Origin of the sequence: Halobellus inordinatus, from assembly GCF_024498335.1 — an archaeon.
Classification (GTDB): Archaea; Halobacteriota; Halobacteria; order Halobacteriales; family Haloferacaceae; genus Haloquadratum; species Haloquadratum inordinatus.
The window spans coordinates 489,641-515,105 of sequence record NZ_CP101825.1; the positions used below are offsets into that span (position 1 = coordinate 489,641).

General features: G+C 67.3%; 27 protein-coding genes. 15 read left to right on the forward strand and 12 right to left on the reverse strand.

What is annotated here, in order from left to right; genetic code table 11:
* Window positions 1-188: 188 nt before the first annotated feature.
* The 6 genes from NO362_RS02485 (at window position 189) to NO362_RS02510 (ending at window position 4,873) form a co-directional block, all read left to right on the forward strand.
* Window positions 189-422, forward strand: coding sequence for a DUF3311 domain-containing protein (locus NO362_RS02485; protein WP_121568607.1), 234 nt, complete (start codon window positions 189-191; stop codon window positions 420-422).
* Window positions 415-1,917 (forward strand): sodium:solute symporter family protein, encoded by a 1,503-nt coding sequence (locus tag NO362_RS02490; RefSeq protein WP_256546002.1) that lies wholly within the window; start codon window positions 415-417, stop codon window positions 1,915-1,917. Before NO362_RS02485 ends, NO362_RS02490 begins: the two co-directional genes overlap by 8 nt.
* Before the next feature lie 90 nt (window positions 1,918-2,007).
* Window positions 2,008-2,820 carry a YqcI/YcgG family protein gene (locus NO362_RS02495; RefSeq protein ID WP_256546003.1) on the forward strand — a complete coding sequence of 271 codons (813 nt, stop codon included), beginning with the start codon at window positions 2,008-2,010 and terminating at the stop codon, window positions 2,818-2,820.
* Between the two features lie 9 nt (window positions 2,821-2,829).
* Window positions 2,830-3,438: a cysteine hydrolase family protein gene (locus tag NO362_RS02500; protein ID WP_256546004.1), complete on the forward strand. Its 609-nt coding sequence runs from the start codon at window positions 2,830-2,832 to the stop codon at window positions 3,436-3,438.
* An 81-nt stretch (window positions 3,439-3,519) separates the two neighbouring features.
* Window positions 3,520-3,921 (forward strand): DUF7994 family protein, encoded by a 402-nt coding sequence (locus tag NO362_RS02505; RefSeq protein ID WP_256546005.1) that lies wholly within the window; start codon window positions 3,520-3,522, stop codon window positions 3,919-3,921.
* A 37-nt stretch (window positions 3,922-3,958) separates the two neighbouring features.
* Window positions 3,959-4,873 carry an HFX_2341 family transcriptional regulator gene (locus tag NO362_RS02510; RefSeq protein WP_121568612.1) on the forward strand — a complete coding sequence of 305 codons (915 nt, stop codon included), beginning with the start codon at window positions 3,959-3,961 and terminating at the stop codon, window positions 4,871-4,873.
* Between the two features lie 80 nt (window positions 4,874-4,953).
* Here NO362_RS02510 and lrp read toward each other — a convergent pair whose 3' ends face one another.
* The gene (gene lrp, locus NO362_RS02515) at window positions 4,954-5,412 is read right to left on the reverse strand and encodes an HTH-type transcriptional regulator Lrp (protein ID WP_256288698.1); all 459 of its coding nucleotides are present in this window, start codon (window positions 5,410-5,412) and stop codon (window positions 4,954-4,956) included.
* Between the two features lie 126 nt (window positions 5,413-5,538).
* On the opposite strand from lrp, the gene glnA reads away from it, so the two are divergent.
* On the forward strand, window positions 5,539-6,915 hold the full coding sequence (glnA, locus tag NO362_RS02520) for a type I glutamate--ammonia ligase (RefSeq protein ID WP_121568614.1): 1,377 nt from the start codon (window positions 5,539-5,541) through the stop codon (window positions 6,913-6,915).
* A 118-nt stretch (window positions 6,916-7,033) separates the two neighbouring features.
* On the opposite strand, the gene NO362_RS02525 is transcribed toward glnA, so the two are convergent.
* The 3 genes from NO362_RS02525 to NO362_RS02535 all read right to left on the reverse strand — a co-directional run bounded on the left by NO362_RS02525 (window position 7,034) and on the right by NO362_RS02535 (window position 10,728).
* On the reverse strand, window positions 7,034-7,930 hold the full coding sequence (locus NO362_RS02525) for a phosphatase PAP2 family protein (RefSeq protein ID WP_256546006.1): 897 nt from the start codon (window positions 7,928-7,930) through the stop codon (window positions 7,034-7,036).
* Between the two features lie 179 nt (window positions 7,931-8,109).
* Window positions 8,110-9,489 carry a YihY/virulence factor BrkB family protein gene (locus tag NO362_RS02530; protein ID WP_256546007.1) on the reverse strand — a complete coding sequence of 460 codons (1,380 nt, stop codon included), beginning with the start codon at window positions 9,487-9,489 and terminating at the stop codon, window positions 8,110-8,112.
* A 117-nt stretch (window positions 9,490-9,606) separates the two neighbouring features.
* Entirely contained in the window at window positions 9,607-10,728 is a 1,122-nt protein-coding gene (locus NO362_RS02535; RefSeq protein ID WP_256546008.1) for a tRNA (guanine(26)-N(2))-dimethyltransferase, read from the reverse strand.
* Window positions 10,729-11,045: 317 nt separating this feature from the next.
* Here NO362_RS02535 and NO362_RS02540 point away from each other — a divergent pair, with 317 nt between their 5' ends.
* The 6 genes from NO362_RS02540 to NO362_RS02565 all read left to right on the forward strand — a co-directional run bounded on the left by NO362_RS02540 (window position 11,046) and on the right by NO362_RS02565 (window position 15,290).
* Window positions 11,046-11,411, forward strand: a complete 366-nt coding sequence (locus tag NO362_RS02540) for a hypothetical protein (RefSeq protein ID WP_369335107.1) — start codon at window positions 11,046-11,048, stop codon at window positions 11,409-11,411.
* A gap of 55 nt (window positions 11,412-11,466) precedes the next feature.
* Entirely contained in the window at window positions 11,467-12,336 is an 870-nt protein-coding gene (locus NO362_RS02545; RefSeq protein ID WP_256546009.1) for an HVO_0234 family beta-propeller protein, read from the forward strand.
* 94 nt (window positions 12,337-12,430) lie between these two features.
* The gene (locus NO362_RS02550; protein ID WP_256546010.1) at window positions 12,431-13,297 is read left to right on the forward strand and encodes a ribose-phosphate diphosphokinase; all 867 of its coding nucleotides are present in this window, start codon (window positions 12,431-12,433) and stop codon (window positions 13,295-13,297) included.
* Between the two features lie 6 nt (window positions 13,298-13,303).
* The gene (locus NO362_RS02555; RefSeq protein ID WP_256546011.1) at window positions 13,304-13,972 is read left to right on the forward strand and encodes a uracil-DNA glycosylase; all 669 of its coding nucleotides are present in this window, start codon (window positions 13,304-13,306) and stop codon (window positions 13,970-13,972) included.
* 49 nt (window positions 13,973-14,021) lie between these two features.
* Window positions 14,022-14,450 carry an HIT family protein gene (locus NO362_RS02560; RefSeq protein WP_256546012.1) on the forward strand — a complete coding sequence of 143 codons (429 nt, stop codon included), beginning with the start codon at window positions 14,022-14,024 and terminating at the stop codon, window positions 14,448-14,450.
* 78 nt (window positions 14,451-14,528) lie between these two features.
* Window positions 14,529-15,290 carry an AAA family ATPase gene (locus tag NO362_RS02565; protein ID WP_256546013.1) on the forward strand — a complete coding sequence of 254 codons (762 nt, stop codon included), beginning with the start codon at window positions 14,529-14,531 and terminating at the stop codon, window positions 15,288-15,290.
* A gap of 154 nt (window positions 15,291-15,444) precedes the next feature.
* Here the strand turns inward: NO362_RS02565 and NO362_RS02570 are convergent, their stop codons facing one another.
* Window positions 15,445-15,966, reverse strand: coding sequence for a DUF7858 family protein (locus NO362_RS02570; protein WP_121568622.1), 522 nt, complete (start codon window positions 15,964-15,966; stop codon window positions 15,445-15,447).
* A 163-nt stretch (window positions 15,967-16,129) separates the two neighbouring features.
* Here NO362_RS02570 and NO362_RS02575 point away from each other — a divergent pair, with 163 nt between their 5' ends.
* Window positions 16,130-17,020, forward strand: coding sequence for a transcription initiation factor IIB (locus NO362_RS02575; protein WP_121568623.1), 891 nt, complete (start codon window positions 16,130-16,132; stop codon window positions 17,018-17,020).
* Between the two features lie 92 nt (window positions 17,021-17,112).
* On the opposite strand, the gene NO362_RS02580 is transcribed toward NO362_RS02575, so the two are convergent.
* The 7 genes from NO362_RS02580 to NO362_RS02610 form a co-directional block, all read right to left on the reverse strand.
* Complete coding sequence (locus NO362_RS02580) at window positions 17,113-17,781, reverse strand: MinD/ParA family ATP-binding protein (RefSeq protein WP_256546014.1); 669 nt, start codon at window positions 17,779-17,781, stop codon at window positions 17,113-17,115.
* Window positions 17,778-18,653, reverse strand: coding sequence for a DUF7857 domain-containing protein (locus NO362_RS02585; RefSeq protein ID WP_256546015.1), 876 nt, complete (start codon window positions 18,651-18,653; stop codon window positions 17,778-17,780). The genes NO362_RS02580 and NO362_RS02585 overlap by 4 nt, the downstream gene beginning before the upstream one ends.
* A gap of 57 nt (window positions 18,654-18,710) precedes the next feature.
* A complete protein-coding gene (locus NO362_RS02590) occupies window positions 18,711-19,622 on the reverse strand; it encodes a DUF7856 family protein (protein WP_256546016.1) in 912 nt (303 codons plus the stop codon).
* Window positions 19,619-19,957: a DUF7855 family protein gene (locus NO362_RS02595; RefSeq protein WP_256288685.1), complete on the reverse strand. Its 339-nt coding sequence runs from the start codon at window positions 19,955-19,957 to the stop codon at window positions 19,619-19,621. The genes NO362_RS02590 and NO362_RS02595 overlap by 4 nt, the downstream gene beginning before the upstream one ends.
* Window positions 19,958-19,995: 38 nt before the next feature.
* The gene (locus tag NO362_RS02600; protein ID WP_256546017.1) at window positions 19,996-20,280 is read right to left on the reverse strand and encodes a DUF7854 family protein; all 285 of its coding nucleotides are present in this window, start codon (window positions 20,278-20,280) and stop codon (window positions 19,996-19,998) included.
* A gap of 1 nt (window position 20,281) precedes the next feature.
* Complete coding sequence (locus tag NO362_RS02605) at window positions 20,282-23,965, reverse strand: LAGLIDADG family homing endonuclease (protein ID WP_256546018.1); 3,684 nt, start codon at window positions 23,963-23,965, stop codon at window positions 20,282-20,284.
* 93 nt (window positions 23,966-24,058) lie between these two features.
* A complete protein-coding gene (locus NO362_RS02610; RefSeq protein WP_256546019.1) occupies window positions 24,059-24,772 on the reverse strand; it encodes a conditioned medium-induced protein 4 in 714 nt (237 codons plus the stop codon).
* A gap of 85 nt (window positions 24,773-24,857) precedes the next feature.
* Between NO362_RS02610 and NO362_RS02615 the strand changes: the two genes are divergently transcribed.
* Window positions 24,858-25,439, forward strand: a complete 582-nt coding sequence (locus NO362_RS02615; protein WP_256288681.1) for a biotin transporter BioY — start codon at window positions 24,858-24,860, stop codon at window positions 25,437-25,439.
* Window positions 25,440-25,465: the final 26 nt, after the last annotated feature.

A 25,465-nucleotide genomic window follows, 5' to 3' on the forward strand; every position in this document is an offset into this window, starting at 1 on the left:
CTCTTTTTGCTCGGTAGGCCCCTCTCTCGGCCGCGAGCACCGGCTATCGAGTGACAGTGGAGCGAGAGAGAGCGTCCTTGGCGTTAGAAATCCACCGTCCCCCGACAACGAAGAAAAAAGTTCTTCACAAGTCCAGATCGAATCTGGGAGAGCAATATTTACATATACTGAGTGATGAGTGAGATTCGATGACGCAACAGAAGACAGATTACCTGTGGATTGGGGTCTTCGCAGTCCTCGTTACGTTCGCAATCCCGTGGTTCCTCTGGCGGGACGCGAGCACGTGGCTCGGACTGCCGGTGTGGCTCTGGTGGCACGTCGGTTGGATGGGACTGGCGTCGCTCGCATTCGCGCTCTTCGCGCGCGGTGCGTGGGACCGCGGAATGAACGTCGATCCCGAGGAGGTGGGTTTCGATGGCTGAGTCGGAACTGCTCGTCCAACTCGGTGTCGTCGGCGCGTACCTCCTCGTCGCGCTCGCGGTCGGCGTCTTCGCGTACCGACTGACCGGTCGTGACGCCGAGGACTACTACCTCGCGAGCCGTTCGATCGGAACGGTCGTCCTCCTGTTTACGACGTTCGCGACGCTGCTGTCGGCGTTCACCTTCTTCGGCGGCCCGAACCTCGCGTACGGGGCGGGCCCCGAGTGGATCCTCGTGATGGGGCTGATGGACGGCATCCTGTTTGCGATCCTGTGGTACGTGATCGGCTACCGACAGTGGCTGATCGGGAAGGTCCAGGGGTACGTCACGCTCGGCGAGATGCTCGGTGACCGGTTCGGATCGACGCGTCTCCGCGCGCTCGTCGCCGGCGTCTCGCTGTTCTGGCTGTTTCCCTACGTGATGCTCCAGCAGATGGGCGCGGGCGAGGCGATCGTCGGCCTCACGAACGGTGCGATCCCCTACTGGGTCGGCGCGGCGCTCATCACCCTGTTTATGATCGTCTACGTCGTCCTCGCCGGACTCCGCGGCGTCGCGTGGACCGACACGATCCAGGGGCTGTTTATGCTCTCCGTCGTCTGGATCGCCGTCGTCTGGGTGCTCACGAACGCGGGCGGGCTGGACACCGTCTCCACGTCGCTAGCGGACACGAAGCCCGAGTTCCTCGCGCTCGGCGGCGGGCTCTACTCGCCGCAGTGGATGATCTCGACCGCCGTGACCATCGCGTTCGGGGTGACGATGTTCCCGCAGATCAACCAGCGCTTCTTCGTCGCGAAGGACGCCCGCGTCCTGAAGCGCTCGTTCGCGCTGTGGCCGATCCTCGTCGTGCTGCTGTTCGTGCCGGCGTTCCTGCTCGGGACTTGGGCGGCGGGCCTCGGCGTGTCGGTACCGGAGGGTTCGAACGTCGTTCCGGTGTTGTTGAACGCGTACACGCCCGGGTGGTTCGCGGCGCTCGTCGTCGCCGGCGCGATGGCGGCGATGATGTCCTCCTCGGACTCGATGCTGCTCTCGGGATCGTCGTACCTCACGCGCGATCTCTACCGCCCGTTCGTGAATCCGGACGCGAGCGAAGAGCGCGAGGCGTGGGTCGCCCGCCTCGGCGTCGCCGCCTTCGCGATCGGGACGTTCGTCGTCAGCCTGTTCCGCCCCGGGACGCTCATCACCGTCGGCGACACTGCTTTCGGCGGCTTCGCACAACTCGCGCTGCCGGTGATGGTCGCGCTCTACTGGCCGAAGACGACGCGACAGGGGATGCTCGCCGGGATCGCCGGGTCCCAACTCTACTACGTCGCGCACGTGTTCATCCCGTCGATCACGCTCGGCGGCGTGACGCTCTTCGGCGCGACGTACTTCACCTGGGACTTCGCGCTCTACGGGATGGCTCTCTCGCTCGTCCTCACCGTCGGCGGATCGCTCCTGACGACCGCCGACGCCGACGAGCGCGCCGACACGTTCACTGTGGGCTCGCGCGCGGACTGACGCAATCGGACAGCGTCACGCTGTGTCGGCCCGTTCTCGGGAACTGACGCGGAGCGAAGCGCTCTTGGTCGATCGATCCAAGTCTGAAGTATGAACGAGCCGGGCATCCAGTCGCTGATGGATCAAGAGACGCTGGCGGCCCGCGTCGAATCCGGGGACACCCCCGAGTGGGTTCGGCGCCACTTCGAGACGTTCACCGAGGCACTCCTCGGCGAGCGGAACGGGACGTCGTTCCCGTGTCACTTCGGCGCGCAGTCGGTGCGCGACGGCGAACCGCTCTACACCGCGGTCCCGTCGATGACTGATCCCGACGCGCTCTTGTCGTTCCGAGATACCCTGCTCGAATACCTCGACACCTATCGCGACGCGCCGGGACAGGCGTCGTTCGTGACGTTCTTCAAACCACCCGAGCGGGAGTTCACCGAAGCGGACTACCACGAGACGCTGTGGCATCTCCTCCAGTTCCTCCACGTCCACGATCCGGAACCGTGGCCCGAGGACATTCCGACTGACCCCGACGACCCCCGCTGGGAGTTCTCCTTCGGCGGCGAGGCGATGTTCCCGACCTGTCGCGCCCCCTTCTACGACGACCGCAAGAGCCGGTACTGCCCGATCGGACTGGAGATCACCTTCCAGCCGCGGACGCTCTTCGAGGGGATCACGCACGACACCGAGGCGGGCCAGCGCGCTCGCGAGCAGATCCAGGGTCGCCTGGAGGAGTACGACGGCGTCTGCCCCCACGCGGACCTCGGCGACTGGGGCGTCGAGGGCGACCGCGAGTGGACCCAGTATCTGTTCCGAGAGGATCCCGAGCAGTCGCCCGACGAGTGCCCGATCGAAGTGACGCGCGAACACCCGAAGGCCGCCGACCCCCGGTCGCGGCCGACACCGGCGGACGACTGAAATCCGTCGATGACGACCGACACACCAGCGGAGACTGCCGACGCGCTCGCGCTCGGTGACCGGCCTGCACTGCTCCTCGTCGACCTCCAGACCGGCTTCGACGACCCGGTGTGGGGCGACCGCAACAACCCCGACGCCGAGGCGAACGCTGCGACGCTTCTCGACGCCTGGCGCGCCGCGGACCTGCCAGTAGTCCACGTCCGGCACGACTCCACGGAGTCCGAATCGCCACTTCGCGGCGACGCTCCCGGCTTCGCGTGGAAGCCCGAAACTGCGCCCGAGAGCGGTGAAACCGTGATGACAAAGCGCGTGAACGCCGCGTTCGTCGGGACCGACCTGGAGGAGTGGCTCCGCGAACGCGGCTGTGAGACGGTCGTCGTCGTCGGGCTCACGACCGACCACTGCGTCTCGACGACGACGCGGCTGGCCGAGAACCTCGGATTCGACCCCATCGTCGTCTCGGACGCGACGGCGACGTTCGAGCGCGAGGCACCCGACGGGACGCACTACGCTGCCGCGGAGATCCACCGCACGGCGCTGACGCATCTGTACCGTGAGTTCGCCGACGTGGCGAGCACCGACGATGTGCTCGCGGCCGTGAGACGCACACGCCGGTAGTCACGCATTACGGCAGTAACGGGATATTAGAGCCTCTCTACCGCCGATACGCATTTTTGTGCCGCGTGAGATGGACTACGTATGCCCCGCGCCCTGTTGACCCTCCTCGGCACCGGGTTGGTCCTCGTCGTCGGCGGTGTGCTCGTCGTCGGCGGCCCGGCTATCGACGTGCCGATGGTCGTCTTCGTCGCCTGCACCGCCTGTGCCGGCGTCGCGTTCGTCGTCGCGGGGCGTTGCGAGCGGGTCCGGATCGGGTCGTGGTCGGTCCCCTGGTACGTCTTCGCCGGGGCCGGCGATCTCGCGCTCGCCATCGGCGCGCTCGCAGTGGCGCTCCCCGGTCTGCTCGGTGTCTCGGGCCCGCAGGTCGGCGTCGTCTTCGGCTCGATCTCGGTCGGCGAAGGCGTCGGGACGCTCGCCCTGGCGTCCGTCGGGCTCAGCTACGTTCACGGGGTCGAACGTCTCGACTGCGACCCGAACAGGTGACGGGCGGTTTAACATCCGGTCGCTCCTACGACGGCGTATGCAGACCCACATCGTGCCGGTCGGCTTCGACTACGACCGGCTGATCGCCCCGCTCATCCGGGACCAGCAGGACGTCGACCGGGTGATTCTTCTGGAGGGCGCAGTCGGCAGCGAGTCGAACGTCGAGTACTCTCGGAACCTCTCGGGGAAGTTAGAGAAGGACTTCCAGAACCTCCTGGGCGCCGATACGGAGCGCGTCGTCGTCGCCGACGTCTACGACTACGACGCCGCGTTCGAGCAGGCCTACGATCTCATCAACGCCGAACTCGACGCCGCCGACGACTCGGAGGTGTGGGTGAACGTCTCGGCGATGCCCCGCCCCGTCTCGTTCGCGTTCGCCACCGCCGCCCACTCGATTATGGTCGAGCGCCAGGAGGACCGCGAGCGGATTCACACCTACTACACGGCCCCGGAGAAGTACCTCGAAACCGAACTGGCCGAGGAGGTCCGCGCGGCGAAAGACCTGCTGGGCGAGGTCCTCGCAGGGGCCGACGTCGACGACGACCGGGTCCGCGAGCGCTACGAGTCGGCGACCGACATCCTCGACGAGTTCGACGAGCGCGGGACGACCATCGGCGCGAAGCGCATCGGCGACAGCCACATCGTCGAACTCCCGGTCGCCTCGTTCCGGAACGTCAAACCGTTCGAGGAGGTCATCCTCTTCGAACTCGGCGAGTACGGCGAGTTCGACTCCGTATCGGAACTCGCAGAGACGCTGGCGCGCGATATGAACGAGGAGTACACCGACTCCTTCCGCTCGAAAGTCATCTACAACGTCGACCGGCTGGGGCCGGGCGGGAAGGGCTACATCGAACAGGAAGAACACGGGAAGTCCTACCGGACGCGGCTCTCGCGCATCGGGCAACTCTGGGTGCGCGCTCACGCCGAAGACGACGTACTTGCGGACGACTGACCGCCGCCCTCAGAGGGGAGGGCGAGCGGAACAGGATCGACCAGCTGAACGTCCGATCGTCGCGACTCCGGAATCCGAGATTACTCGTCGACGTCGAGGTCGAACTGCTCGTTTTCGACGACGGCGTTGAGGACGACGCTCGTGTTCGACTCGCGGATGTCCGCGTCGGTGAGGAGTTCTTTGATCTGTGCGTTCATCCCGTCTGTGTCCTCGAATTTGCCGACCGCGATGACGTCGTAATCGCCCGTCACCTCGTAGACGGTGGTCATCTGTTTGTGGCCGCGGAGTCGATCCGTGATCTCGGGGAGCGCGCTCCCTTCGACCTTCAGTTGGATGATCGCCGTGACGTCGTAGCCGAGTGCGTCGTAGTTGACACGGGGGGTGTAGCCCTCGATCACGCCCTGATCTTCGAGGTCGCGGAGGTGGTTCGACACTGTCGTGACCGAGACGTCGAGTTCCTCGGCGAGGCTCCGAAGACTCGCGCGTCCGTCGCCAAGTAATGCGTTGATCAGTTTTGCATCCAGGTTTTCGTACGTCATTACACTCACGATGCGTCTGGGTACATTAGAATTTTACGAATATCCAATTAGGATAGCGACTGCGGGCATTTGCACTAAGCGATAACGTCTTTATACTGGGAGTGTTCGGATTCGATTGTCCAGGACATGACGGACCAAAATGAATCCGGTGCCGCCGTCGCAGACGGTGGCCTCTCCGCCGAAGCACAGCACGTCATCGACGAGATCGAGGAGAAAGACGTCGACTTCCTCCGCCTGCAGTTCACCGACATCCTCGGCACCGTAAAGAACGTCGCCGTACCCGCGACGCAGGCCGAGAAGGCCTTCACTGACGGGATCTACTTCGACGGGTCGAGCATCGAGGGATTCGTCCGCATTCAGGAGTCCGACATGCGGCTCAAACCCGACCCCGAGACGTTCGCGATCCTCCCGTGGCGCGACGGCCGCTCGGCGCGTCTCATCTGTGACGTCATCAATACCACGACGGGCGAGCCCTTCGAGGGCGACCCGCGGAGCGTCCTGAAGCGCACGCTCGAACGCGCCGAGGAGATGGGCTACACCGTCAACGTCGCCCCCGAGCCGGAGTTCTTCCTCTTCGAGGAAGACGAAGAAGGCCGCGCGACGACGAAGACCAACGACGCCGGCGGCTACTTCGACCTCGCGCCGAAGGACCTCGCCTCCGACGTCCGCCGAGACATCATCTACGGCCTCGAACAGATGGGCTTCGAGATCGAAGCCAGTCACCACGAGGTCGCCGAGGGCCAACACGAGATCAACTTCGAGTACGACGACGCCCTCACCACCGCCGACAACGTCGGAACGTTCCGGACGGTCGTCCGCGCCATCGCGGCCCAGCACGACCTCCACGCGACGTTTATGCCCAAGCCGATCCCGAAGATCAACGGCTCGGGGATGCACACCCACGTCTCGCTGTTCGACGAGGACGGCAACAATGCCTTCCACGACGACGACGACGAGTTCAACCTCTCGGAGACCGCCCACGCCTTCCTCGCCGGCGTCCTCGAACACGCCCCGGCGATCACGGCCGTCGCCGACCCGACGGTGAACAGCTACAAGCGCCTCGTCCCCGGCTACGAAGCGCCGGTGTACGTCGCGTGGTCCGACCGCAACCGCTCGGCGCTCATCCGCAAGCCGGCCGCACGCGTGCCGGCGGCCTCGCGCATCGAACTGCGTTCACCCGACCCGTCGTGTAACCCCTACCTCGCCTTCGCGGCGATCATCCACGCCGGTCTCGAAGGCATCGAGAAGGGCCTTGAAGCCCCCGACCCGGTCCGGGAGAACATCTACGAGTTCGACGAGGCCAAGCGCGAGGAGTACGGCATCGACACGCTGCCGGCGAACCTCGGTCAGGCCGTCGCCGAATTCGAAGACGACGAGGTCATCAAGGAGGCCCTCGGCGAGCACGTCTCCGAGAAGTTCATCGAGGCGAAGACCCAGGAGTACGACGAGTTCCGCATCGACGTCTCCCAGTGGGAACTCGACCGCTACCTCGAAAAGTACTGAGCGACGCCGACGCCTGACTGCGGTTTCTTCCGTTTTCGTTCTTCCCTTCTTCGGTTCTTTCGTCTTCCGTTCTCCGACGCCGTAGCGGAGCGGGCGCCGTTCGTGGCCGAATGTCGACTCAAGCCACGTCGCGAGCGTCGACGACGAGCGGCAGCGCGAGCAGTCCGACGGCGCCGACCGCCCCGGCGACGGCGATGAGCGGGCCGTTCTCGATCAGTTTCGCGGTGCCGCTCATCACGCCGAGCGCGACGAGGAGTCCGCCGCCGCCGAGGGCGAACGTCCGGGTCGACAGTTCGACAGTCACCGCGGCCGCGCGGCGGCCGAAGCGCCGCCACGCCAGTACCCCGCCAGCGGCCGTGCCGATGCCCAAGAACAGTTCACTCTCCCCGGGAGCGACGAGGAGCCCCGCGAGTCCGAGTGCGACCGCGAGGACGAACAGCGCGGTGACGTGGCGGTGCTCGGGCGTCGCGAGCGCACCGCTCGGTGACTTCGGCGAGAATCCGGGTCCGAGCGCAAACGCCGCTGCGAGGAACGCTACCCCGATGGCGACGCCGGCGACGACGTCCGCGAGGTAGTGGACGCCGATCAGCACGCGCGAGAGGGCGACGGCGCCGACGACGACCCCCGCGACGGTGAGTCGCTGTCGCCAGCGCCCCCACGTCGCGAGCACGGCGACGCCGCCCCAGAACATCGTCGAGCCGAGCGCGTGCCCGCTGGGAAAGCCGAGTCCGTCGCGATACGAGATCGGCGGGCGCGGGAGCCCGAAGAAGTGTTTCAGTCCGATCGTGAGACCGATCGCACAGAGGCCAAGCGCGAGAGCGAACGCGGCCCCGCGGCGCGGGATGCCGACGCGGTCGCCGAGGAGGTACGCGAGGGCGACGCACGCGAGCAGGAGATAGGGATTTCCGAGGTGCGTGAGCGCCCAGAACACCGCGACGATGGCGTCCGGGAGCGACTCGGCGAACGCGACTTCGCCGATACCGCGCGTGGCGAGCGGCGTCGTGGTCGGGGTCATCGGTGCGTCTCTCACTGCGCGAACGACAAATATCGTCGGGTTCGTCGCTGTCACCGCTTTCGAGGGAACAGCAGGGCAGAAAAGCGGGACGCAGCGATCGAACGCGGCGGGATCGAACGTGGCGAGTGTGAAGTGAGCGCGGACGGCGCACGTCGCGGGATAATCGCGGACTGGCCCGTTCAGGAGCGCCGATCGCGAACCCAGTCGACGAGCCGACCGGGCACGCCGAGCGCGTTCAGTCCGACGCCGAAGATCACGAAGAGGGCGTAGAGTCCCAGCGTCGAGAGGTAGATGACGAGCATCGCGACCACCGCGAGCAGGTCGTCGTCGAGCAGATAGAACGCACCGATCGTCGCCGCCGTCCCGTACAGCAAGACGAGATACGGCCCCCAGCCGCGGGCTTTCCCCCGGCGGAGTCGCCCGCGAACGTAGCGGCGCATCTCGGATTCGACGTCGGGGCGCTCGACCGTGCGCGACTGGACGTCCTCCTCGAACGTGTCGAGGTCGGCGCGCAGTTCCTCGATGCGGCGATCGAGGTCCTCGATGTCGGGCGCGCCGCGGGGTTCGACGTCGGTGTCGTCGCCCCCACGTGGTCCGCTGCCGGCGCTCGCGGCGCCCTCCACGTCCTCCTCGGGCGTCGTCGCATCCTCCGCGGCGTCGTCGTCGGGTGTCGTCGCGTCGTCCGCACTCATCGTCCGCTCGTCACGTCGGCCCCGCGGGTGTTGTACCTGCCGGTCTCGCTCGTCGGCGTCGCCGTCCGACTCCGCAGTCTCTCGGTCTGCGGCGTCGACCTCCCCTGCGAGGACGGCGTTGACCACCGCACCGGTGAGCACGAGAATGCCCGAGAAGTAAAACCAGGTGACGAGTAACAACAGCGCTCCGAGCGCGCCCGCGACCCCGCTTGACAGTTGCGCGTAAAAGCCGAAGACGACGCCGAGAATCGCCCAGCCGACGCCTGCGAACAGCGCTCCCGGGAGTGCCTGTCCGAGCGTGATCGGGACGTCGGGGATGAGCGCGTACAGCGGGACGAACGCCACGACGAGAAACGCCAGGAGGACGAGCGGGCTCACGATCCCGACGAACGGCACGTCGACGATGGCGATGACGGTCGCAGCGACGGCGACGCCGATGGTCGCCCCGCCGAGCGAGAGGAGGGTCAAGAGGCCATCGCGAATCTGGTCGACGATCGAACTGGTCGGGTAGCCGTAGACCCGAGAGAACGCGACGTCGATGCCGCGGAACAGTTTCAGCGCGCCCCAGACCGTAACGAGGAGGCTCACGATCGAGAGGGTGCCCTGTCCGGTACGGTCTGCGAGCGCGTTCTCCACGAGGTCGGCCCCCGACGGGAGCAGATACTGCTGGGCGATCGTCCGGATCTGGTCTGCGAGTTCCGCCCCGCCGATGACGGTCGCGAGGACGACAGCGAGCGTGAGAAGCGGGACGAGCGAAACGAGAACGTAATAGGAGATGCTCGCCGCAAGGAACGTCACCTCCCGCTCGCGGACGGTATCGACGATCGCACGCGTTGCGACGAGTGGGTCACGAGTCCGAACGCTCACAGGAGTCTGTTCGCCGGACTGACACAAGAGTGTAGGTGGTAGATCGGCGTGCGTCGCGGAGGTCATCGGGCCCGGTGTGCGGACCGGAGCGTCCCGAGCGGTGCGTTCGAGCGGCGACTACTCGGCGTCGACCGTCGCGTCGCGAATCTCTTCGACCGTCGCATCGGTCTTGAACGACGTGCCCGAGTAGTGGGCGGGCGTCGCCTCGAATCCGGCGTCCCGGAGGTCCGCGAGGAAGTCGTCCATCGCCGGTGCAGAGCGGCTCCACTGCTTGCAGAGGCGGTGCTGGTCGTAGTGCGTCGGCGTGTCGAGTTCACCCGCGACGGTGTCTAACATCCGCCGAGCGCGCGCCGCCTCGCCCATCTCCTCGGTCACGTGCTCGCGGACCGCACGGACGAAGTCGGGTTCGCAGATCGGCCCGAGGTAGAGCGGCCCGGCGGTGAGCAGGCGGTCGCCACCGCAGGCGGCACAGGTCTCGGGCGGGTGCGCGATCAGGCCGAACTCGTGAGTTCGGTGGAGGCAGTCCTCGCAGTGGTGGACGTAGCCCAGTTGGTCGATGAGTGCGTCGGCCTGCGTGGCGCGGGCGTCGAGTTCGAGGTACACGCGGGCGTAGTGGCGCGTGACGTGCGAGAGGATCGGCACCGCGGCCTTGTCGTACCGCGCGGCGGTGCGGACGAGCGCCGAGAGGAGGACGCGAAGCCCCATCTCGGGGTGGTAGTCGGTGTTCTGCGGGAGCGTCGCGTACTTGCGGATGCCAGAGCGCTGGTGGGCGCCGCACAGCGGCGCGGTGTCCGTGGCGGTGACGCAGACCAGGTTGCGCGTGTTCGCGAACGCGGCGTCGACGAAGGGGATCGGCGTGCCGAACGGATCGAGATCGACGACGTCGAACACGGATTCGTGGAGGAGCGCGTTGACGTCGCGTTCGACCACGTCGCCGTCGAGGTCGTTGCGCGCGAGGTTCTCGCGTGCGAGTTCGACCGCGTCGGCGTCGACGTCGACGCACGTGACGTCGAGACCCTCGGCGGCGGCGCGGACGCCCCGGACCCCGCTGGCCGCCATCGCGTCGAGATACGAGGTGAGACGCGGTTCGCGCTCGCGGTACGCCCGCAGCGTCGCCACCGTCACGTCGCGGTTGAGTTCCTGCGTCGGGTTGTAGAACACGCCGTCGCCCGCACCCTCCGACGCGCCGTCGCGGGCGTCGGGGACCGAAAGCTCGACATCGCCCTCACGAACGTCCATACCTCGGTTCGGACGCCCCGCAGCGAAAAGCGATGCGATGCACGGTCCGGAGAACCTCTCGGGAGAAGCGGCCGACGGCCGAAGTGGGCACCGGTGGCGTTTTGTCCGCCCCCGAGCAAGCGACGGGCGTGAGTGACGGCGACGGCGGCCCGACCGACGAGCGCGGGTCGACGGACGACACCGACGGGTTCGACGTGGTCGCCAGCGACGCGGGCAGCGACACAGCGGGCGACGCCACCGACGACACCGACAGCGCCTCCACCACCGACCCTGGTGAGAACGCCGACCCTGGTGAGAACGCCCACGACGGCTACGCCGTGCCGACCGAGACGGACAGCGACGCCGAAACCGCCTGGCGGCGCGAACTGGCGGAGGCGGGCGAACTCACGCCGAACGCGGTCGACACGCTGGTCAAACTCCACGACGGCCGCGGCGCGCGCGCCATCGAAGCCGTCTCGGAGGGTCGCATCAAGCGCTACCGCGACTTCACCGTCGTCGTCGGCCACGAAGACGAGTACGTCGTCGAGGACGGCGGGTGCACCTGTAAGGACAGCGCGTACAACCTCGATCCCGAGGACCCCCACGAGCGCTGTTGGCACGTGCTCGCGGTCGCCATCGCCGAACGCATCGGCGAAGTCGACTACCACGAGATGTGGTACTCCGAGGTTCGGGAGTTCATATAGACCCCGTCGAGACGCGCTCCGCACCGTTTTTACCACGTCTCGGCGAATTTCGGGTATGCCAACGATCGACGAGAAGCGAGTGTACACCGACAACTCCGGGACCGAGACGGTCTATCTCGCGACGGGGCTCGGCGTCGTCGCCGTCTCCGTCTCCGACGACCTGATCGGGGAGTTCGGCGTCGCAGAGCGGTGCCACGCCCGCGATGTCGCGACGGCGGGCCCGCTCGTCGCGGTCGCGACCGACGAGGACGTCCTGGTGGCTGATCGGAGCGCAGCGGACGGCGACGCGGCCTCCACCGCCGGCCCGTCCGACGCGCTCGATTTCGCCGCGACCGGCTTCGGACCCGCGACCGCTGTCGGATTCGACGCGGGCGCGCTTCTCGCTGGCGACGAGGAGGGACGGATCGGTCGGTGTGCGGGCCCGGATGACGCCGCCAGCGACGCGGACGCGACCTGGACGGAAGTCGGATCCGCGGGCGCGGTGCGCGCGATCGACGGCGGCCTCGTCGCCGCCGCCGACGGCGTCTATCGCGTCGACGACTCGGGCGCGACGCACGCCGGCCTCGACGACGCCCGCGACGTCGACGCCGAACCGCTCGTGGCGACCGGCTCCGGACTGTTCAAACTCGGGAACGGCTGGATGGACGTGCTTTCCGACCCGGTCGACGCCGTCGACGCCGTCGACTCCCGAGCGCACGCCGTGAGCGAGGGGACGTTGTACGCGCGGGAACCCGATACCGACACCGACGAGGGTGCCTGGCACGAGGAAGCCCTGCCGGTCGACGGCGACGTCGTGGCCGTGACCCACGGCGCGGAGTCCTCGTACGCGGTCACGGCAGACGGGACGCTCGCCGTGCGGCTGGAAGGCGACGAGTGGCGGCACCGCGGACTCGGAGTTAGAGACGTCGCAGCGGCCGCGGTCTGACGGACCATCGCGGCTGCTTGCAGAGCAGTGCGCCCCACTCGCACGCGGCGCGAAGACGGAAAGGGGTTTTAGCGCGGATCGTGAGAACACCAGTATGATCGTACCCGGCGCATCCTCACAGGCGCTCGCGGCCGCGCTCGCGGCGGAACTGGGTGAACCGCTGGCGGCCGTAGAGTACAATCGCTTCCCGGACGGCGAGACGCTCGCCGCCGTCCCCGAGTTCGACGCCGAGCGCGCGGTCGTGGTCGCGACGACGGACTCGAACGACGCATGGGTCGAACTGCTGCAGTTACAGGACGCCGTTCGCGAGGCCGGTGCGTCCGAGGTCGTCACCGTGATCCCGTATATGGGCTACGCGCGACAGGACCGCGCCTTCGAGGCGGGCGAACCCGTCTCCGCACGCGCGATGGCTCGCGCCGTCTCGACCGGCGCGGATCGCGTGGTGCTCGTGAACCCTCACGAGGAGTCGATCTCCGACTTTTTCGACGCACACGTGACGATCTGTGACGCCGCCGGCCGACTCGCCGCGCCGCTTCCAGAGGACCTGACCGACCCGCTCTTTCTGTCGCCGGACGCCGGTGCAACCGAACTCGCCGAAGCGGCGTGTGAAGCCTACGGGAGCGGCGAAACCGACTACTTCGAGAAGACGCGCCACTCCGGGACAGAGGTCGAAATCGCGCCGAGCGATGCCGACACGGAGGGCCGGGACGTCGTCATCGTCGACGACATCGTCGCGACCGGGACGACGATGAGCGAAGCCGTGTCGCATCTGGACGACGACGGGGCAGCCCGCGTCTTCGCGGCGTGCGTCCATCCGCTACTCGCACAGAACGCCCGGACGAAACTCGAACGCGCCGGCATCGAGCGCGTGATCGGTACCGACACCATCGAGCGCGACGTGAGCGTCGTCTCGGTCGCGCCGCTCGTCGCCGCCGCCGTCGACGCCGTCGAAGCCGCGTAACGCCGGATGACCGACCCGGAGCCTTCGTCCAGCGGAACGGCCGACGCCGACCAGTACTACCCCGACGACCGGCACGTGCTGGAAGCCGACTGTTCGCGCTGTCCCGCGCTCGTCGCGTGTCGCGAGCGAATCTCGTGGGGCACCGGCGACCGCGACGCAGCAGTACTGGTCGTCGGCGAAGCCCCCGGCGCGGGCGAACCAGACGCGGAGACGTGGCGCGGCGGCAACTGGACGGGGCGAGCGTACACGACGCGGCATTCGGGGCGTCGCGTTCGGAAACTGCTCGCCGACGCCGGTCATCCCGACGCCTACGTCACGAACGCCGTGAAGTGCTTCCCCTGCGATGGCGCGGGATCGAACCGGGAACCGACGCCGGACGAGCGCGCAAACTGCCGCGACCACCTCTGGACGGAGATCGACACCGTCGATCCCGCCGTAATCGTCGCGACGGGCAAACACGCCACTGCGAGCGCGCTCGCACTCGACGGGCGGGAACTGGACGGCTTTGTCGATCGGGTGCTGGAGCCCACCGAACTGGAGCGGGTGAACGCGACGTTGCTCCCGATTCTCCATCCGTCGTACCAAGACGTCTGGCGCGCCCGCCTCGGCTACGACGACGGCGAGTACCGGGCAGCGGTCTGTACCGCGATCGACGAGGCTGTCGGCGACGACTGATTTTTCAGAGACCCGAACCTACTTCGGCGATCCGTCCGACGTGACGCCTATGAGCGGAGACCCGACCATCTTCGAGCAGATCATCGCCGGCGACATCCCGGCGCGCATCGTCTACGAGACGGAGACCGTCGCGGCCTTCCTCGACGCGAACCCGCTCGCGCCCGGTCACACGCTCGTCGTGCCGAAAGAGCCCTACGAGCGGCTCGACGAGATGCCCGGAGACGTCGCCGCCGACCTGTGGGCCGCGGTGCAGGAGCTGACTCCTCGCATCGAAGCGGCCGTCGATGCCGACGCGACGACGGTCGGCGTGAACAACGGCGAAGCGGCCGGTCAGGAAGTCCCACACGTCCACGTCCACGTTGTGCCGCGGTTCGAGGGCGACGGCGGCGGCCCGATCCACGCCGTCGCGGGCGACCGACCGGACCTCTCTGAGGACGAACTCGACGACATCGCCGACTCCATCGAGTCCGGCGAGTAGCGGGCGTCCCACACAGCGGTCGAACCGCACGACTGCGGGACCGGACCAGTTAAATCCGAGTGCGCGGCCACGTGGCGTATGTCTGCACAATCGCCAGGCGTTGCGGCGTTCGTCGGCGCGACGGGCGGCGCGGGAACGACCCGAACGGTCGTCGAGGTGGCCGCCGCGCTCGCGGCCGACGGCCGGACGGTCGCCGTCGTCGACGCCGCGTTCGGAACGCAAGGACTCAGCGACTACCTCACGGGGCGAATCGATCCCGACGTGACGGCGCTCGTGACCGACGAGGAGGGCGCCGATCTCTCGACCGGCCTCTCCGAACTCGACGTCGGCCGCGACGTCGCCGGTCGCATCGCCGTCTGTCCAGCGCACGCGCCTTTCGAGCGCCTGGCTCGCGCAAAGCGCGTGGACGCCGTACAGGCGTTAGAATCCCGCATCACGACTGCGGCGTCGCGGTTCGACCACGTCCTCCTCGACGTCCCGCCGATCGCGGCGAACCAGGCCGTCGCCGCGGTGAATGTCGCAGACCGCATCGCCGTCGTCGCACCGGCGAGCGACCGCGGCGCGACCGCGATCCAGCGGACCCACGAGCGCCTCGCCGACGTCGGCGCGGAAGCGTCGCTCGTCGTGTCTACGCGCGGCGAACTCGAAACGGCCGACGTCTCGATCCCCGACGCGGGGTCGCTCGACGTACAGACGGAACCACGGGTACCGAACGAGGACAGCGCATTCGCCGCGGCGATCGAGCGCGTCGCGGCCGCGGTGACGGGGCGTGAAATTACGGGCACCGACACCGAACAGAGCGGGCTCCTCGGTACCGTCGGCGAGTACGTCGGTCGGTAGAGCGGAGACACGCCTATAGTAGCATTTGCAACTGATTGCTCATCCGATCGCACGACAGCGGACGATCCGATGAGTGAAGACTTGCAAATGCTACTATAGCGCCACTCCGAGAGCCGCAAAACGAAAGGGAGGCCCTGCGCGGCGACCGGAACGACTACTGGAAGTCGGCGCCGGCGCTCATCGTCTCGGCGAGCGCGTCGCGCTTCGAGACCAGCGCGTCGCCAGCGATCGGTGCCGACGCGTCGCGTCGAACGGCCTCGGCCAGTTCGGGAATCGGTTCGTGCGTTTCGACGTACGCCGCGAGTGCGAACTCCGACTCCTCAGCGTTCGTCAGTTCGAGTGCGTCCGCACGCGCGATCCGACCGTCGAGCCAGTCCCGGAGCACGCGGCGCGCCGTGGGCGAAATCGGTGTCACGCCCTCGACGCCGCAGCGGTGGAGGAGCTTCGCGGCCGTGACCGGTGCGAGCGCGGCAGCCTCTCCGGCGTCGCCGACGCTCACGCCCGCGTCGTAGCGATCGAGGACGGTCGACGCCGCCGCGGCCGTACACGGGAGGTCGTCTTCGAACGTTCTGAGCCGCGCGTCGAGATCGACGTCGGTGTCGTCGACAGTCGCGACGCCGCGCTCGGTCTGCTTCGTCGTCAGTTCCAACCCCGCTGCGATCTCCGACAAACCCATCGTCGAGTCGTTTCCGCCAGTCCGAATAAGAGGTTTCGACCTAAATATCAGATTCGATACTACTACCTATCGTTTACCGGTAGGTACTATGCGGCGTCGGCGGGCTCAAAACCCCGCATTCTCCCGCCTTTAAATATGCCTTCGCGACCGAGTTTCAATTGTGATGAGTGAAGCACCCACCGCCGACGCCAGCACGACGACGAACGCCTGCCCCGAATGCGAGGGTCGCCCCGAGACGACGCGCGGGGAGACGGTGTGTGGCGACTGCGGACTCGTGCTCTCGGAGTACCGGATCGACCACGGGCCCGAGTGGCGCTCGTTCGCCGACGACGACACGGACCCGAAACGGACGGGCGCGCCGCTGACGCGCTCGCGACACGACCGCGGCCTCTCGACCGAAATCGGCCGCTCGACGCGCGTGAAAGGACGGAAGCGGCGCCGGCTCGCTCGGATGCGCCGCCAGCACAACCGCGCCCGTATCTCGACGAAGCGCGAGCGGAATCAGGTGTACGCGTTCACCGAGATACGCCGGCTCACCAGCGCGCTCTCGTTGCCGGAACGGATCCGCGATCACGCCTGCTCGCTGTTCGACTCCGCGCAGTCGGAGGATCTCCTCCGCGGACGATCCCTCGAGGGATTCGCGGCAGCCTGTGTCTATGCGGCTTGTCGTGTCGCCCGCGTCTCGCGGACGGTCGACGAGGTCGCGGACGCGGCGAAAGCGACCGAAGCCGAACAGACCGCCGCCTACGACGCGATCAACCGCGAACTCGGACTGCCGGTCGGTCCGATCGATCCCGCGGAGTACGTCCCTCGATTCGCCTCGCAACTGGACCTCGCCGGCGACGTCGAACGGCGGGCACGAGAGTACGTCGCCGAAGCGGTCGACGCCGGTCTCGCGGTCGGCCGCAACCCAAGCGGCGTCGCCGCCGCGTGTCTCTATACGGCTGCCCGTGACAGCGACGCAGACCTGACCCAGCGGGAGGCCGCCGACGCCGCCGGCGTCACGCCGGTCACGCTGCGGTCGACGTACCAGAAGCTCCGAGACGACGAGTAGTGAAGTCTGGCGGACGAATGGGACGACGAACGCTCGACTGATTCTACGACGCTGTCGGTGTGGAGCACCAGGCGACGCGGCTCAGCGACCAATCAGACTCGCTTGGCCCGCTGGACCGCGTCGGCGATCGTCACCACCGCGCGAGCCGCTCGTGTCGACGGCGCGGACCGCACGACTGGACGGAACGACTCGATCGTCTCTCCGACGCGTGGATCGGCGGGCACGGTGACCGCGGGGGCGCCGAGCACTTCCTCGAAGGCTCGCTCCGGTGGGTCGTCGACGGCACGGTTGATCACGACGGCGACGAGTCCCGCGTCGAGTTCGCGGGCGAGCTCCCGCGAGCGAACGGCGTCGGCGAGCGCGTACGACTGCGGTGACGCCACGACGACGCAGGCGTCTGCGACCGCCAGGGGAACGCCCGCGTCGGCTTTCATTCCCGCCGGGCAGTCGACGACGACGTCGCCGTACGCACGCTCGACGGCGCGAAGCGTCTCGTCGAGAGCCGTGACGTCCGCCGCCCGAGCGCCCGCGAGTGACCGTCCGCAAGGGAGCAAGCGTACCGGACCGCGCCCCTCACGAACCGCTTCGAGGGGATCGGCACGGCCGGCCAGCACGTCGTGGAGGTCCGGGCCGGGACCGGTCGGGAGATCGGCCATCCCGAGGTCGGCGTCGACGACCGTCGCGTCGAGCGCCGCACCGCATTCGACCGAGAGCGTCGACTTGCCGACGCCGCCTTTGCCGCCGGTGACGGCGAGGATCATCGGTCCTCCGTGGACGGCGACGCCGTCGGGGTCTCTCGCACCGCTGGCCCCTCGGCAGCCTCTGCCAGCGCCGAGACGACTGGGTCGGGGTCAGCAACAGCCGCACGAGCGGCGAGGTCGTCGATCCGCGCCGCGACGGTCCGGAGTGCTCTTCTATCGGCAGCGAGCGAGTCGGGGAGCTCTGAAACCGGATCGATGCCGCCGCAGGCGTCGAGCACCGCAGTCGCCTCGGAAACAGACGCGTCGGTCAGTCGCTCGGCGTGTTCTACGCGCGTTTCGACCGCGTCGAGCCACGCGTCGAGGGGGTCGGGAAGCGGAGCGTCAGCCCCGCCATCATCATCCGGTTCACTGTTCGAATGCTCCGGATGCGACGCAGCGGCCGTCTCAGTCGGCACGGCGTCGGCGGGCGGAGTCGCACGCCCGAGCGTCCGGACGGCCGAACTGACTAGGTCACGCTCGTCGGTGTCGGCGTCCGCGGGGCCGAGGAGGTCGACGGAGACGACAGACGCGTCCGGATTATCCGAGGATACGCCCGGGGATTCGTCCGAGGATTCTCCCGGGTCGTCTGCAGATGCAGCCGGCGAGCGATCCGGATCGTTCACCGCCGGACAGGCGTATCCGATGCCGAGTCGTCCCGAGGCGGGGATCGTCCCCGAGAATCCGTCCGCATCCCAGCCGGCAGACGGGACGCCCGCACGACGCGGCGGGAGAACGGGCCCATCGAGTTCGTTCGAGACGCGTACGCGCATCTCGACGGCGAGGTCGCTACGAAGTTCGACGCGCACGAGCGTCACGCCCGCGACGCGAGAGGTGGTGGTCGTCGTTCGAACTGGCGGCGTATCGGCGGGTGCGGCGTGAGCGTCGGTCTGCACGCGCGGTCTGGCCGCGGGCAGGTACATAAACTGTCGTCTCAGAATGGGTCCGACTCGTCAGCAGATCAGGATGGGCGCGTCGAGGACGTCGTGTGTCGACGTCGGTCCGCCGAGTGCGCCGACGAGGTCCGGCGCGACGACCACCGGTGCGCGGATCGGCGCGCCCCGGGCCACCGCGAGGGCGTCGCAGACGCCGGTCGAGACGGCGGCGTCAGGGGGTCGGGTCCGCGAGAGTCGAGCGGCAACCGTTCGGCGCGCGGCTCGAAAGTCGTCCTCGACGGCCACGATACGAGCGTCACGAACGGCTCGTTCGAGGTTTCCGACGCGGTCTTCGAGTCGCAGTCGTGCGTCTCGGGTGTCGCGTGCGGACCGTGCGGTGCGTTCGAGAAGTTCCAGCCGCTGGGCGGCGGCGACGCGCTCGGTCGCGACCTCGGAGAGCCGCCGGGTCGTCTCCGAGAGCGACGCTTCGGCTTCTGCGAGTCCGTCGTCACTCGTCCCGTGATCCGCGTCGCGAAGCGCGTTCACCCGGCCGCGGATAGTCGCGACCCGTTCCCGAAGCCGTTCGGTTTCGGCACCGGCCTCTGCGGCGCGGCGACGGGCGGTACGCAGTTCTGCGACGCCGACCGCCGCGGGCGCCGCGGAGCGAAGCGATCGTCTCGCAGTTCGGAGATCGTCGTCGTAGGGCGTCTCGACGCCGCGCGCCGCGGCGAGCGCCGCCAGCGCAGCGCGACGATCGAGCGTCGTTGCGGGCGTGAGTGGCGACACGTGCCGGTGGACCGACTGCGGAGGCGGCGAGTGAACGGCCAGCGTGCCGCTCGTCGTCGGGCAGCCAGCGCAGACCACGCGGTCGAGCGCACCGCGTGAGGGACCGAGTTCAACGTCGCGAAGGTCGACGATCGGCCCGTCGCGCGTCGAACCGTCGGGAAGACGGACAGCGGTGTCGGCGACGGCATCGAACCGGCCGCTCACAGTTCCCGCTCGCGCATCGCGTCCGACTCCGGATGGTCGGTGCCGGCGGCAAATCGGTCGTACGGCGTGCTCGGCGACTCCCGGTTTTCGTATGCGGCAGCGGCTTCTCGCACCGCGTCGGGCGCGTCGGCGAACTCGTTGAACGGTTCCGTGCGTTCGACTTGCACGTCGGCGGCGTGTCGCTCGCGAAGCCGACAGGCCAAGAAGGCGCCGTACTCCGTTTCCCGCAGGAGCGCGGCGCGACCGAATTTCCGGACGACGGTCTCTTCGTGTGCTCGACAGGCGTTTCGCAGCGTCTCGCGTGCCCGACGCGAATACGTCACTACCAACAACACGACTACGCCTCAATTTCCGGGCGGCGATAAAAACCCACTTACACCGGCGAGATGTCGGCGTCGATGTGGTCCGGTCGTTCGTCGAGGAGGTCGGCGATCCGCTCGCGCGCATCGCTCTCGCTCTCGGCGACGACGACGAGCCCGTGCGCACGGCCCGAGCCGGTCGCCTGATACGCACGGAGCCCACCTTCGCCCTCGAAGTCGGTGGCGTACGTCCGCAGGACGGTCACGACGCGCTGTTCGGTCGCTGCGAGGTCAGATTCGCCGGCCTCGAAGTCGCTGAGGGCCTCCTCGACGTTCCGGAGGGCAGAGATGCGGTCCATTCTACGTCGTCCGCAGGTAGTTCTGCCGCGGTTCGTAGAGCTCTCCCTTTCGTTTGAGATTCTCGATCTCGTCTTCGGCCTTCGACTCTTCGAGTCCGAGATCACCGCCTGCCCGTTCGATGACCTCGTCGACCGGCGCGCCCTCCTCGTACTCGTCTTCGAGTTCCTCGATGAGGTGCTTGATGTCCTTGATGCGGTCGCGCTGATTCTTCGAGGTCCCGGTCTCGACGATGTCGGCGTCGAACTCGCCGGTCTCGGGGTCCATCCCGATGTCGCGGAGGCAGGACTCGACGATCTCGGTGACGCGGACCGCGTCTTCTCGCTCGACGGTGTCGGAGAGTCTGAGCCGCGCCGACGCCTCCGAGAGCCTGACGAGCGCTTCGAGCTTCCGGGCCGTGACCGGCACCGGCGCGTCGTCGTCGGCCCCCTTCGCGCGGAAGTCGACGTAGAAGTCGCGGATGACCGCTTTCGCCTCGTCGGTCATCGTCGGGTAGCAGTTGCGCTTCGCGTAGGCGATGTACTTCCGCAGGAGTGTGGCGTCGATGACGGGCGTGACTTCCTCGGTCGCGTCCTCGACTTCGCCATCGGTGAACTCCGAACTCGGCACCTTCGACTTCTGGGTGTGGAGTTCGCCCGCGTAGTTCGTGTTGATGATGTGCTCTGCGAGTTCGGCGTCGCTCTCGGGGTCGGGGTTGTCCGTCACCGTGAAGATCAGGTCGAACCGCGAGATGAGCGCGGGTTCGAGGTCGATCTGCTCGCCGATCGGCTCGTACTGGTCGAAGCGGCCGTACTTCGGGTTTGCCGCGCCGAGCAGCGAACACCGGGATTTCAGGGTCGCGTTGATTCCGGCCTTGGATACCGAAATAGAGTTGTGGAGAACGACGCCCTTGCTCACGAACGTGTTCGTCGGTTCGACAGTCACGTCGTAGACCCACTCACAGGCGTGTTCCCCCTCGTTCGGGACAGTCTCGACGTCGGTCACGCGGTAGTATCGGAGGTCGCATCGCGATTCGAGGGCATCGAGCCGCTCGTCCGCTTCGTCGAGCGCCTCCGCGATCGCGTCCAGGGCACCTGTGCGGAGCGATGCCCGTCTCGCAGCGGTGTAGCCGCCGTCTTCAGCGTAGTGAACCGCGCTCGTCGTCGCGTCCGGGAGCTGCTCGGCGAGCTGTCTGCCGGACCAGCCGATAAGATCTCTGGCTTCTGCGAGCGTCGCTGCCGAATCGAGCTCGTTTCGGATTGTTTCGATGCGATCTCGGAGCGACTTGACTTCTGCCTGAACAGTGCTAATTTGGACGCCGTAGCCCTCGTCGAGTGCGGGGCGGAATCGACCGTCGAGGGGGACACCGAGCAGTCGTTTGAGCGATCTGATCTCTCGCGCTGCGCTCGTCGGCAGAACGTCGTGGTGCCGTTCGGTCTCGTTGCTCCGCTCGGCGAACGCTTGGGCCTTCTCGTGACGGTCGTCGGCAGGATCGACGACCGCCGACACGAACCGTTCGGTGGAGTCGCCCATCACGTACGTCTTCCAGGCGTCTTCGGCCGAATCATAGTGAATTCGCGACCCGATACCAAGCTTCGCGAGCGCATCGGCGTAATCCGCTGCGAGACCTTCGGAAGCGGTCGAAAACGGCATCGCTTCACTCTCGACGCCGCCATCGCCCGCAAACGCACCGACGAGGAACCGGCGAATCTCTTCTTCGGAGGCACCGAGGACGGCGTCCGGCATCCGTTTGTCCCTCGATTTCCGCATCACGCCCGGGAAGTTGGACTCGAACCACCGGTACAGTTTCGTCGATACCCATCGCTTCGTCGTGGTCCCAGCACCGTTCACCGCGTCCGTGCTTTCGAGACCGAAGATGTCGGCCATCAACTGCGCTGCCCGATCGAGGAGCCTGTCGTCTTGGTTCGAGAACCCGATTTCGTGCGTGCGACCGCCGGAGTACGAGTGTCCTTCGGCTGTCAAGAGCCCCAGCATCTCCGCGAGGTCAGGCGACATCTCGTCCGGGAGGTCGACATCGCGCTCTTTGCCGCGGTGCTCCTCGTCAGTGAGCGGCCGTGGGGCTGCAGAGTTCGGGAGTTTTCGCGGCGCAGGGACGAAATCGCCCACAGACATCGCCGCGGCATCGACCGTTCCGACCGCTCCGTCGTCGTCGACGAACATCGGATGTTCGGGAGTGACGAGAACCGAGCGACCGTTCGAGAAGGACACCCGAACGAACTCCTCTGGGGCTTCGTGCCTGCTCACGCGATCGACCGAGGTCTTCTCGGTGTCGTTCGTGTCGAGATCGACAGTGTGGACGCCGACATCCTCGACCGGGAGGATCTCGCAGTCGACGCCGTCGACGACGTCCCCCTCGCGCTCGTCCATCATCGAGTCCACGAACGGACCGATCTCGACGCGACGGCCGTCTGAGAGTAAAACCTCCGAGTTCGGATGGTATGACTGTTGTTCCAGCGCTTCGTGCATTGCACTCCGGTCCTCCGATCGCATCTTATCTAGCTCGTCGACAGCCGCGATTCCTTTGTCTGCCAGCACGAGCGCGCCGGCTTCGAGCGTCCACTGCTGGCCGTCGCCGAAGTCGTCGCGGACGGCGGCCGCCGTGAGGCCGGCGGACGAACTTCCTTTCCCGGAGGTGTACACCGATCGGGGCGCGATGTTCCGGATGTACTGGAGCATCGCGGACTTACCCGTACCAGGGTCCCCGATCAAGAGCATATGGAGGTCGCCGCGGATCCGCGAGCCGTCCGGGAGGTGTTTGGTGACGCCCGAAAAGAGCTGGAGGATCATCGCGAGTTTCTCCTGCTCGTAGCCGTAGATCGAGGGCGCGACCGAGCCGACCATCTTCTCGTAGATTTCGGGGTCGTTCGAGAGGTCGACGATCTCTGCGACATCCTCCTCGGTGATGTCCATATCCTCGAACTCCTCGTCCTCGATTTCGACCGCGACGCCGTCCATATAGAGGTCGAAGATAGGGGTCTTCTCGTTGCCGGAGGTCTGCTGTTCGATGTGGAGGACGCCCGTCACAGTGACGTGGTCGCCGGCCGTGACTTCGCCGGTGATGTCGTCTTCGAGGTCGATATCGATGCTCTGTGGCGTCTCGCCGCCCCGCAGGCCCTCGGGGCTCTCCTGGACGCGAACCTTCTGTGCGTCAATGAACTCGGACTGGTCGAAGTCGACGTGGAACGGTCCCTGGCGCTCACAGCCCTGGCACTCGTGCGGTTCCTGAAAGCCACTGTCGGACTGCGGGATGTACGTCATCGTCCCGCAGCGCTGGCACTCGAAAGCGGCCTCGGTGATCTTCGGTCGGACGTCGGTCGCCTTGCGGACGATCCCCTGGACCGCGATCATCCGCCCGATGTGATCGTCGTGAACGCGAATGCTGCGGATGTCGACCGTTTCCGGGAGGTGCGTGAGCCGGACGTGCGCGCGGCCGAGTTTGACGTCCGCCGGGAGGTCGTAGAGGCGGAGCGCCTCCTCGGCGTACTCGCGGATCTGGTCGGGTTTCTTCTTGTAGTCTTCGGCCAGTTCCGTATCGAACTTGTAGAGGTCCTCGTATTCGATGTACAGCGACCGCTGTTCGTTCGGGTACTGCTGGGCGAGCTTGCCGATCTCGTCGCGGTAGTACTTGCGGTAGAACTGGATGAACCGGTCGGTGAGGTCGCGTGAGTCCTGGGGGGCCTGCGCCATCGCACCGGAGTAGGGTTCTCATCGGGTAAGAGTCTTCGCCACCCGGAGCGAAAGTGATCGGATTCCAAGACGACGGCCCGCAGGAAGAAGAGTCTACAGCGAAACGTCGGTTTCGATGTCCTCGGTCGCCTCTTCGAGGCCGTCGCGACGGGCGTCTTCGGCGAGTCGCGCCGAGAGGTCGGCGTCGGTAAGCAGATCGGAGAACGCGTCGCGGAAGCGGTGATTCACCTGCCGAGAAGCGAGGTCGGACTCGGCGACGCGGCGGTAGCGGCGGACCGTTTCGGCGTCGAGGTCGGTATCCGCGTCCGCCGCAGCGTCAGCGTCTGATTTGGCGTCTGCCCCCGACGCGAGTTCGGCGGCCACCGCGTCGTCGTCGACGGCCTCGGCGGAGCGCTGCTGGAGGAGGCTCCGCAACCGATCGAACGAAAACGGCGCGGCGCGGTCCGCGTCGGCGACGAGGTGGAGGTCCATCCGCGCGCGGAACACCTCGTCGGCGTCGACGTCCGCCGACAGCGACTCCGCGAGCGCGGCGTCAGCGGCCGACGACCACGAGTCGGCGTCTGCACCCACCGCGTCGGGGTCGAAGAAGCCACGAACGACGCGGCGGAGGTCCGCGTCCGACAGCGACGACGCGAAGTCGTAGCGCTCGCGCATCGTCGTGACCAACTCCGCGAGTCGCTCCTCGACGGTCGCGTCGTCGGTCGTCGACGAGAGGGAGCCCCGTGAATCCGACTGCGACTCGGTCACGCTCTCCTCGCCAGTCGTCTCCACGAAGATGTCCCGGAGTTCGGCCGTCTTATCGTCCATCAGGCGTTCCTAAGAGCGTCCGGCGTACTAAAGCGTGGCGTCGTAAACCGAATCTTTCATACAGGTTTACGAGACAGTGGCGGGTATGGCAGCAGAGACGGAATCAGTCGAACTCGTCGGCGAGGACGTCGTCGGCAACGTCGCGCGGGCGGCGTTGTTCGCGGCGCTCACCGGCGCGTTCGCGTACGTATCGTTTCCGAATCCGATCTCGCCCGTCCCGGTGAGTCTCCAGGTCCTCGGCGTCTTCCTCGCCGGGATTTTCCTCGGACCGGTCTGGGGCGGCGTATCGATCGTGTTCTATCTCGCCGCCGGGGCCGCCGGCGCGCCGATCTTCGCCGGCGGGTCGGCCGGAATCGGCCCCTTGGTTGGCTACACCGCGGGCTACCTCTGGTCGTACCCGATCGCCGCGGCGCTCGTTGGCGCCGTCGTCCACGGATTCGACGGCCTCGACGACCCCGAAGTGGTCGCCACGACCCGTCTCGTCGCTGGAATGCTGGCGGGGACGGTCGTCATCTACGCGCTCGGGACCGTCGGCTTCGCTGTCGTCCAGAACGTCGGTCTCGTGGAGGCGTTCACCGTGAGCGCGCTCGCGTTCGTCCCCTTCGAGGCCGTGAAGATCGCCGCGGCCGTCGGCGTCGTCCGCAGTGACGCCGCCGCAGCGGCCTGAGTCGCGATGGAAGATGTCGAGTCTCG

Bases quoted from the DNA above. Each gene is read 5' to 3' on its own strand.
- NO362_RS02535 (WP_256546008.1), bottom strand. From the start codon at position 10,728: ATGGACGTTCGTGAGGGCGATGTCGAGCTTTCGGTCCCCGACGCCCGC.
- NO362_RS02545 (WP_256546009.1), top strand. From the start codon at position 11,467: ATGCCAACGATCGACGAGAAGCGAGTGTACACCGACAACTCCGGGACC.
- glnA (WP_121568614.1), top strand. From the start codon at position 5,539: ATGACGGACCAAAATGAATCCGGTGCCGCCGTCGCAGACGGTGGCCTC.
- lrp (WP_256288698.1), bottom strand. From the start codon at position 5,412: ATGACGTACGAAAACCTGGATGCAAAACTGATCAACGCATTACTTGGC.
- NO362_RS02550 (WP_256546010.1), top strand. From the start codon at position 12,431: ATGATCGTACCCGGCGCATCCTCACAGGCGCTCGCGGCCGCGCTCGCG.
- NO362_RS02500 (WP_256546004.1), top strand. From the start codon at position 2,830: ATGACGACCGACACACCAGCGGAGACTGCCGACGCGCTCGCGCTCGGT.
- NO362_RS02525 (WP_256546006.1), bottom strand. From the start codon at position 7,930: ATGACCCCGACCACGACGCCGCTCGCCACGCGCGGTATCGGCGAAGTC.
- NO362_RS02495 (WP_256546003.1), top strand. From the start codon at position 2,008: ATGAACGAGCCGGGCATCCAGTCGCTGATGGATCAAGAGACGCTGGCG.
- NO362_RS02560 (WP_256546012.1), top strand. From the start codon at position 14,022: ATGAGCGGAGACCCGACCATCTTCGAGCAGATCATCGCCGGCGACATC.
- NO362_RS02570 (WP_121568622.1), bottom strand. From the start codon at position 15,966: ATGGGTTTGTCGGAGATCGCAGCGGGGTTGGAACTGACGACGAAGCAG.
- NO362_RS02510 (WP_121568612.1), top strand. From the start codon at position 3,959: ATGCAGACCCACATCGTGCCGGTCGGCTTCGACTACGACCGGCTGATC.
- NO362_RS02615 (WP_256288681.1), top strand. From the start codon at position 24,858: ATGGCAGCAGAGACGGAATCAGTCGAACTCGTCGGCGAGGACGTCGTC.
- NO362_RS02575 (WP_121568623.1), top strand. From the start codon at position 16,130: ATGAGTGAAGCACCCACCGCCGACGCCAGCACGACGACGAACGCCTGC.
- NO362_RS02505 (WP_256546005.1), top strand. From the start codon at position 3,520: ATGCCCCGCGCCCTGTTGACCCTCCTCGGCACCGGGTTGGTCCTCGTC.
- NO362_RS02565 (WP_256546013.1), top strand. From the start codon at position 14,529: ATGTCTGCACAATCGCCAGGCGTTGCGGCGTTCGTCGGCGCGACGGGC.
- NO362_RS02555 (WP_256546011.1), top strand. From the start codon at position 13,304: ATGACCGACCCGGAGCCTTCGTCCAGCGGAACGGCCGACGCCGACCAG.
- NO362_RS02490 (WP_256546002.1), top strand. From the start codon at position 415: ATGGCTGAGTCGGAACTGCTCGTCCAACTCGGTGTCGTCGGCGCGTAC.
- NO362_RS02600 (WP_256546017.1), bottom strand. From the start codon at position 20,280: ATGGACCGCATCTCTGCCCTCCGGAACGTCGAGGAGGCCCTCAGCGAC.
- NO362_RS02580 (WP_256546014.1), bottom strand. From the start codon at position 17,781: ATGATCCTCGCCGTCACCGGCGGCAAAGGCGGCGTCGGCAAGTCGACG.
- NO362_RS02610 (WP_256546019.1), bottom strand. From the start codon at position 24,772: ATGGACGATAAGACGGCCGAACTCCGGGACATCTTCGTGGAGACGACT.
- NO362_RS02605 (WP_256546018.1), bottom strand. From the start codon at position 23,965: ATGGCGCAGGCCCCCCAGGACTCACGCGACCTCACCGACCGGTTCATC.
- NO362_RS02485 (WP_121568607.1), top strand. From the start codon at position 189: ATGACGCAACAGAAGACAGATTACCTGTGGATTGGGGTCTTCGCAGTC.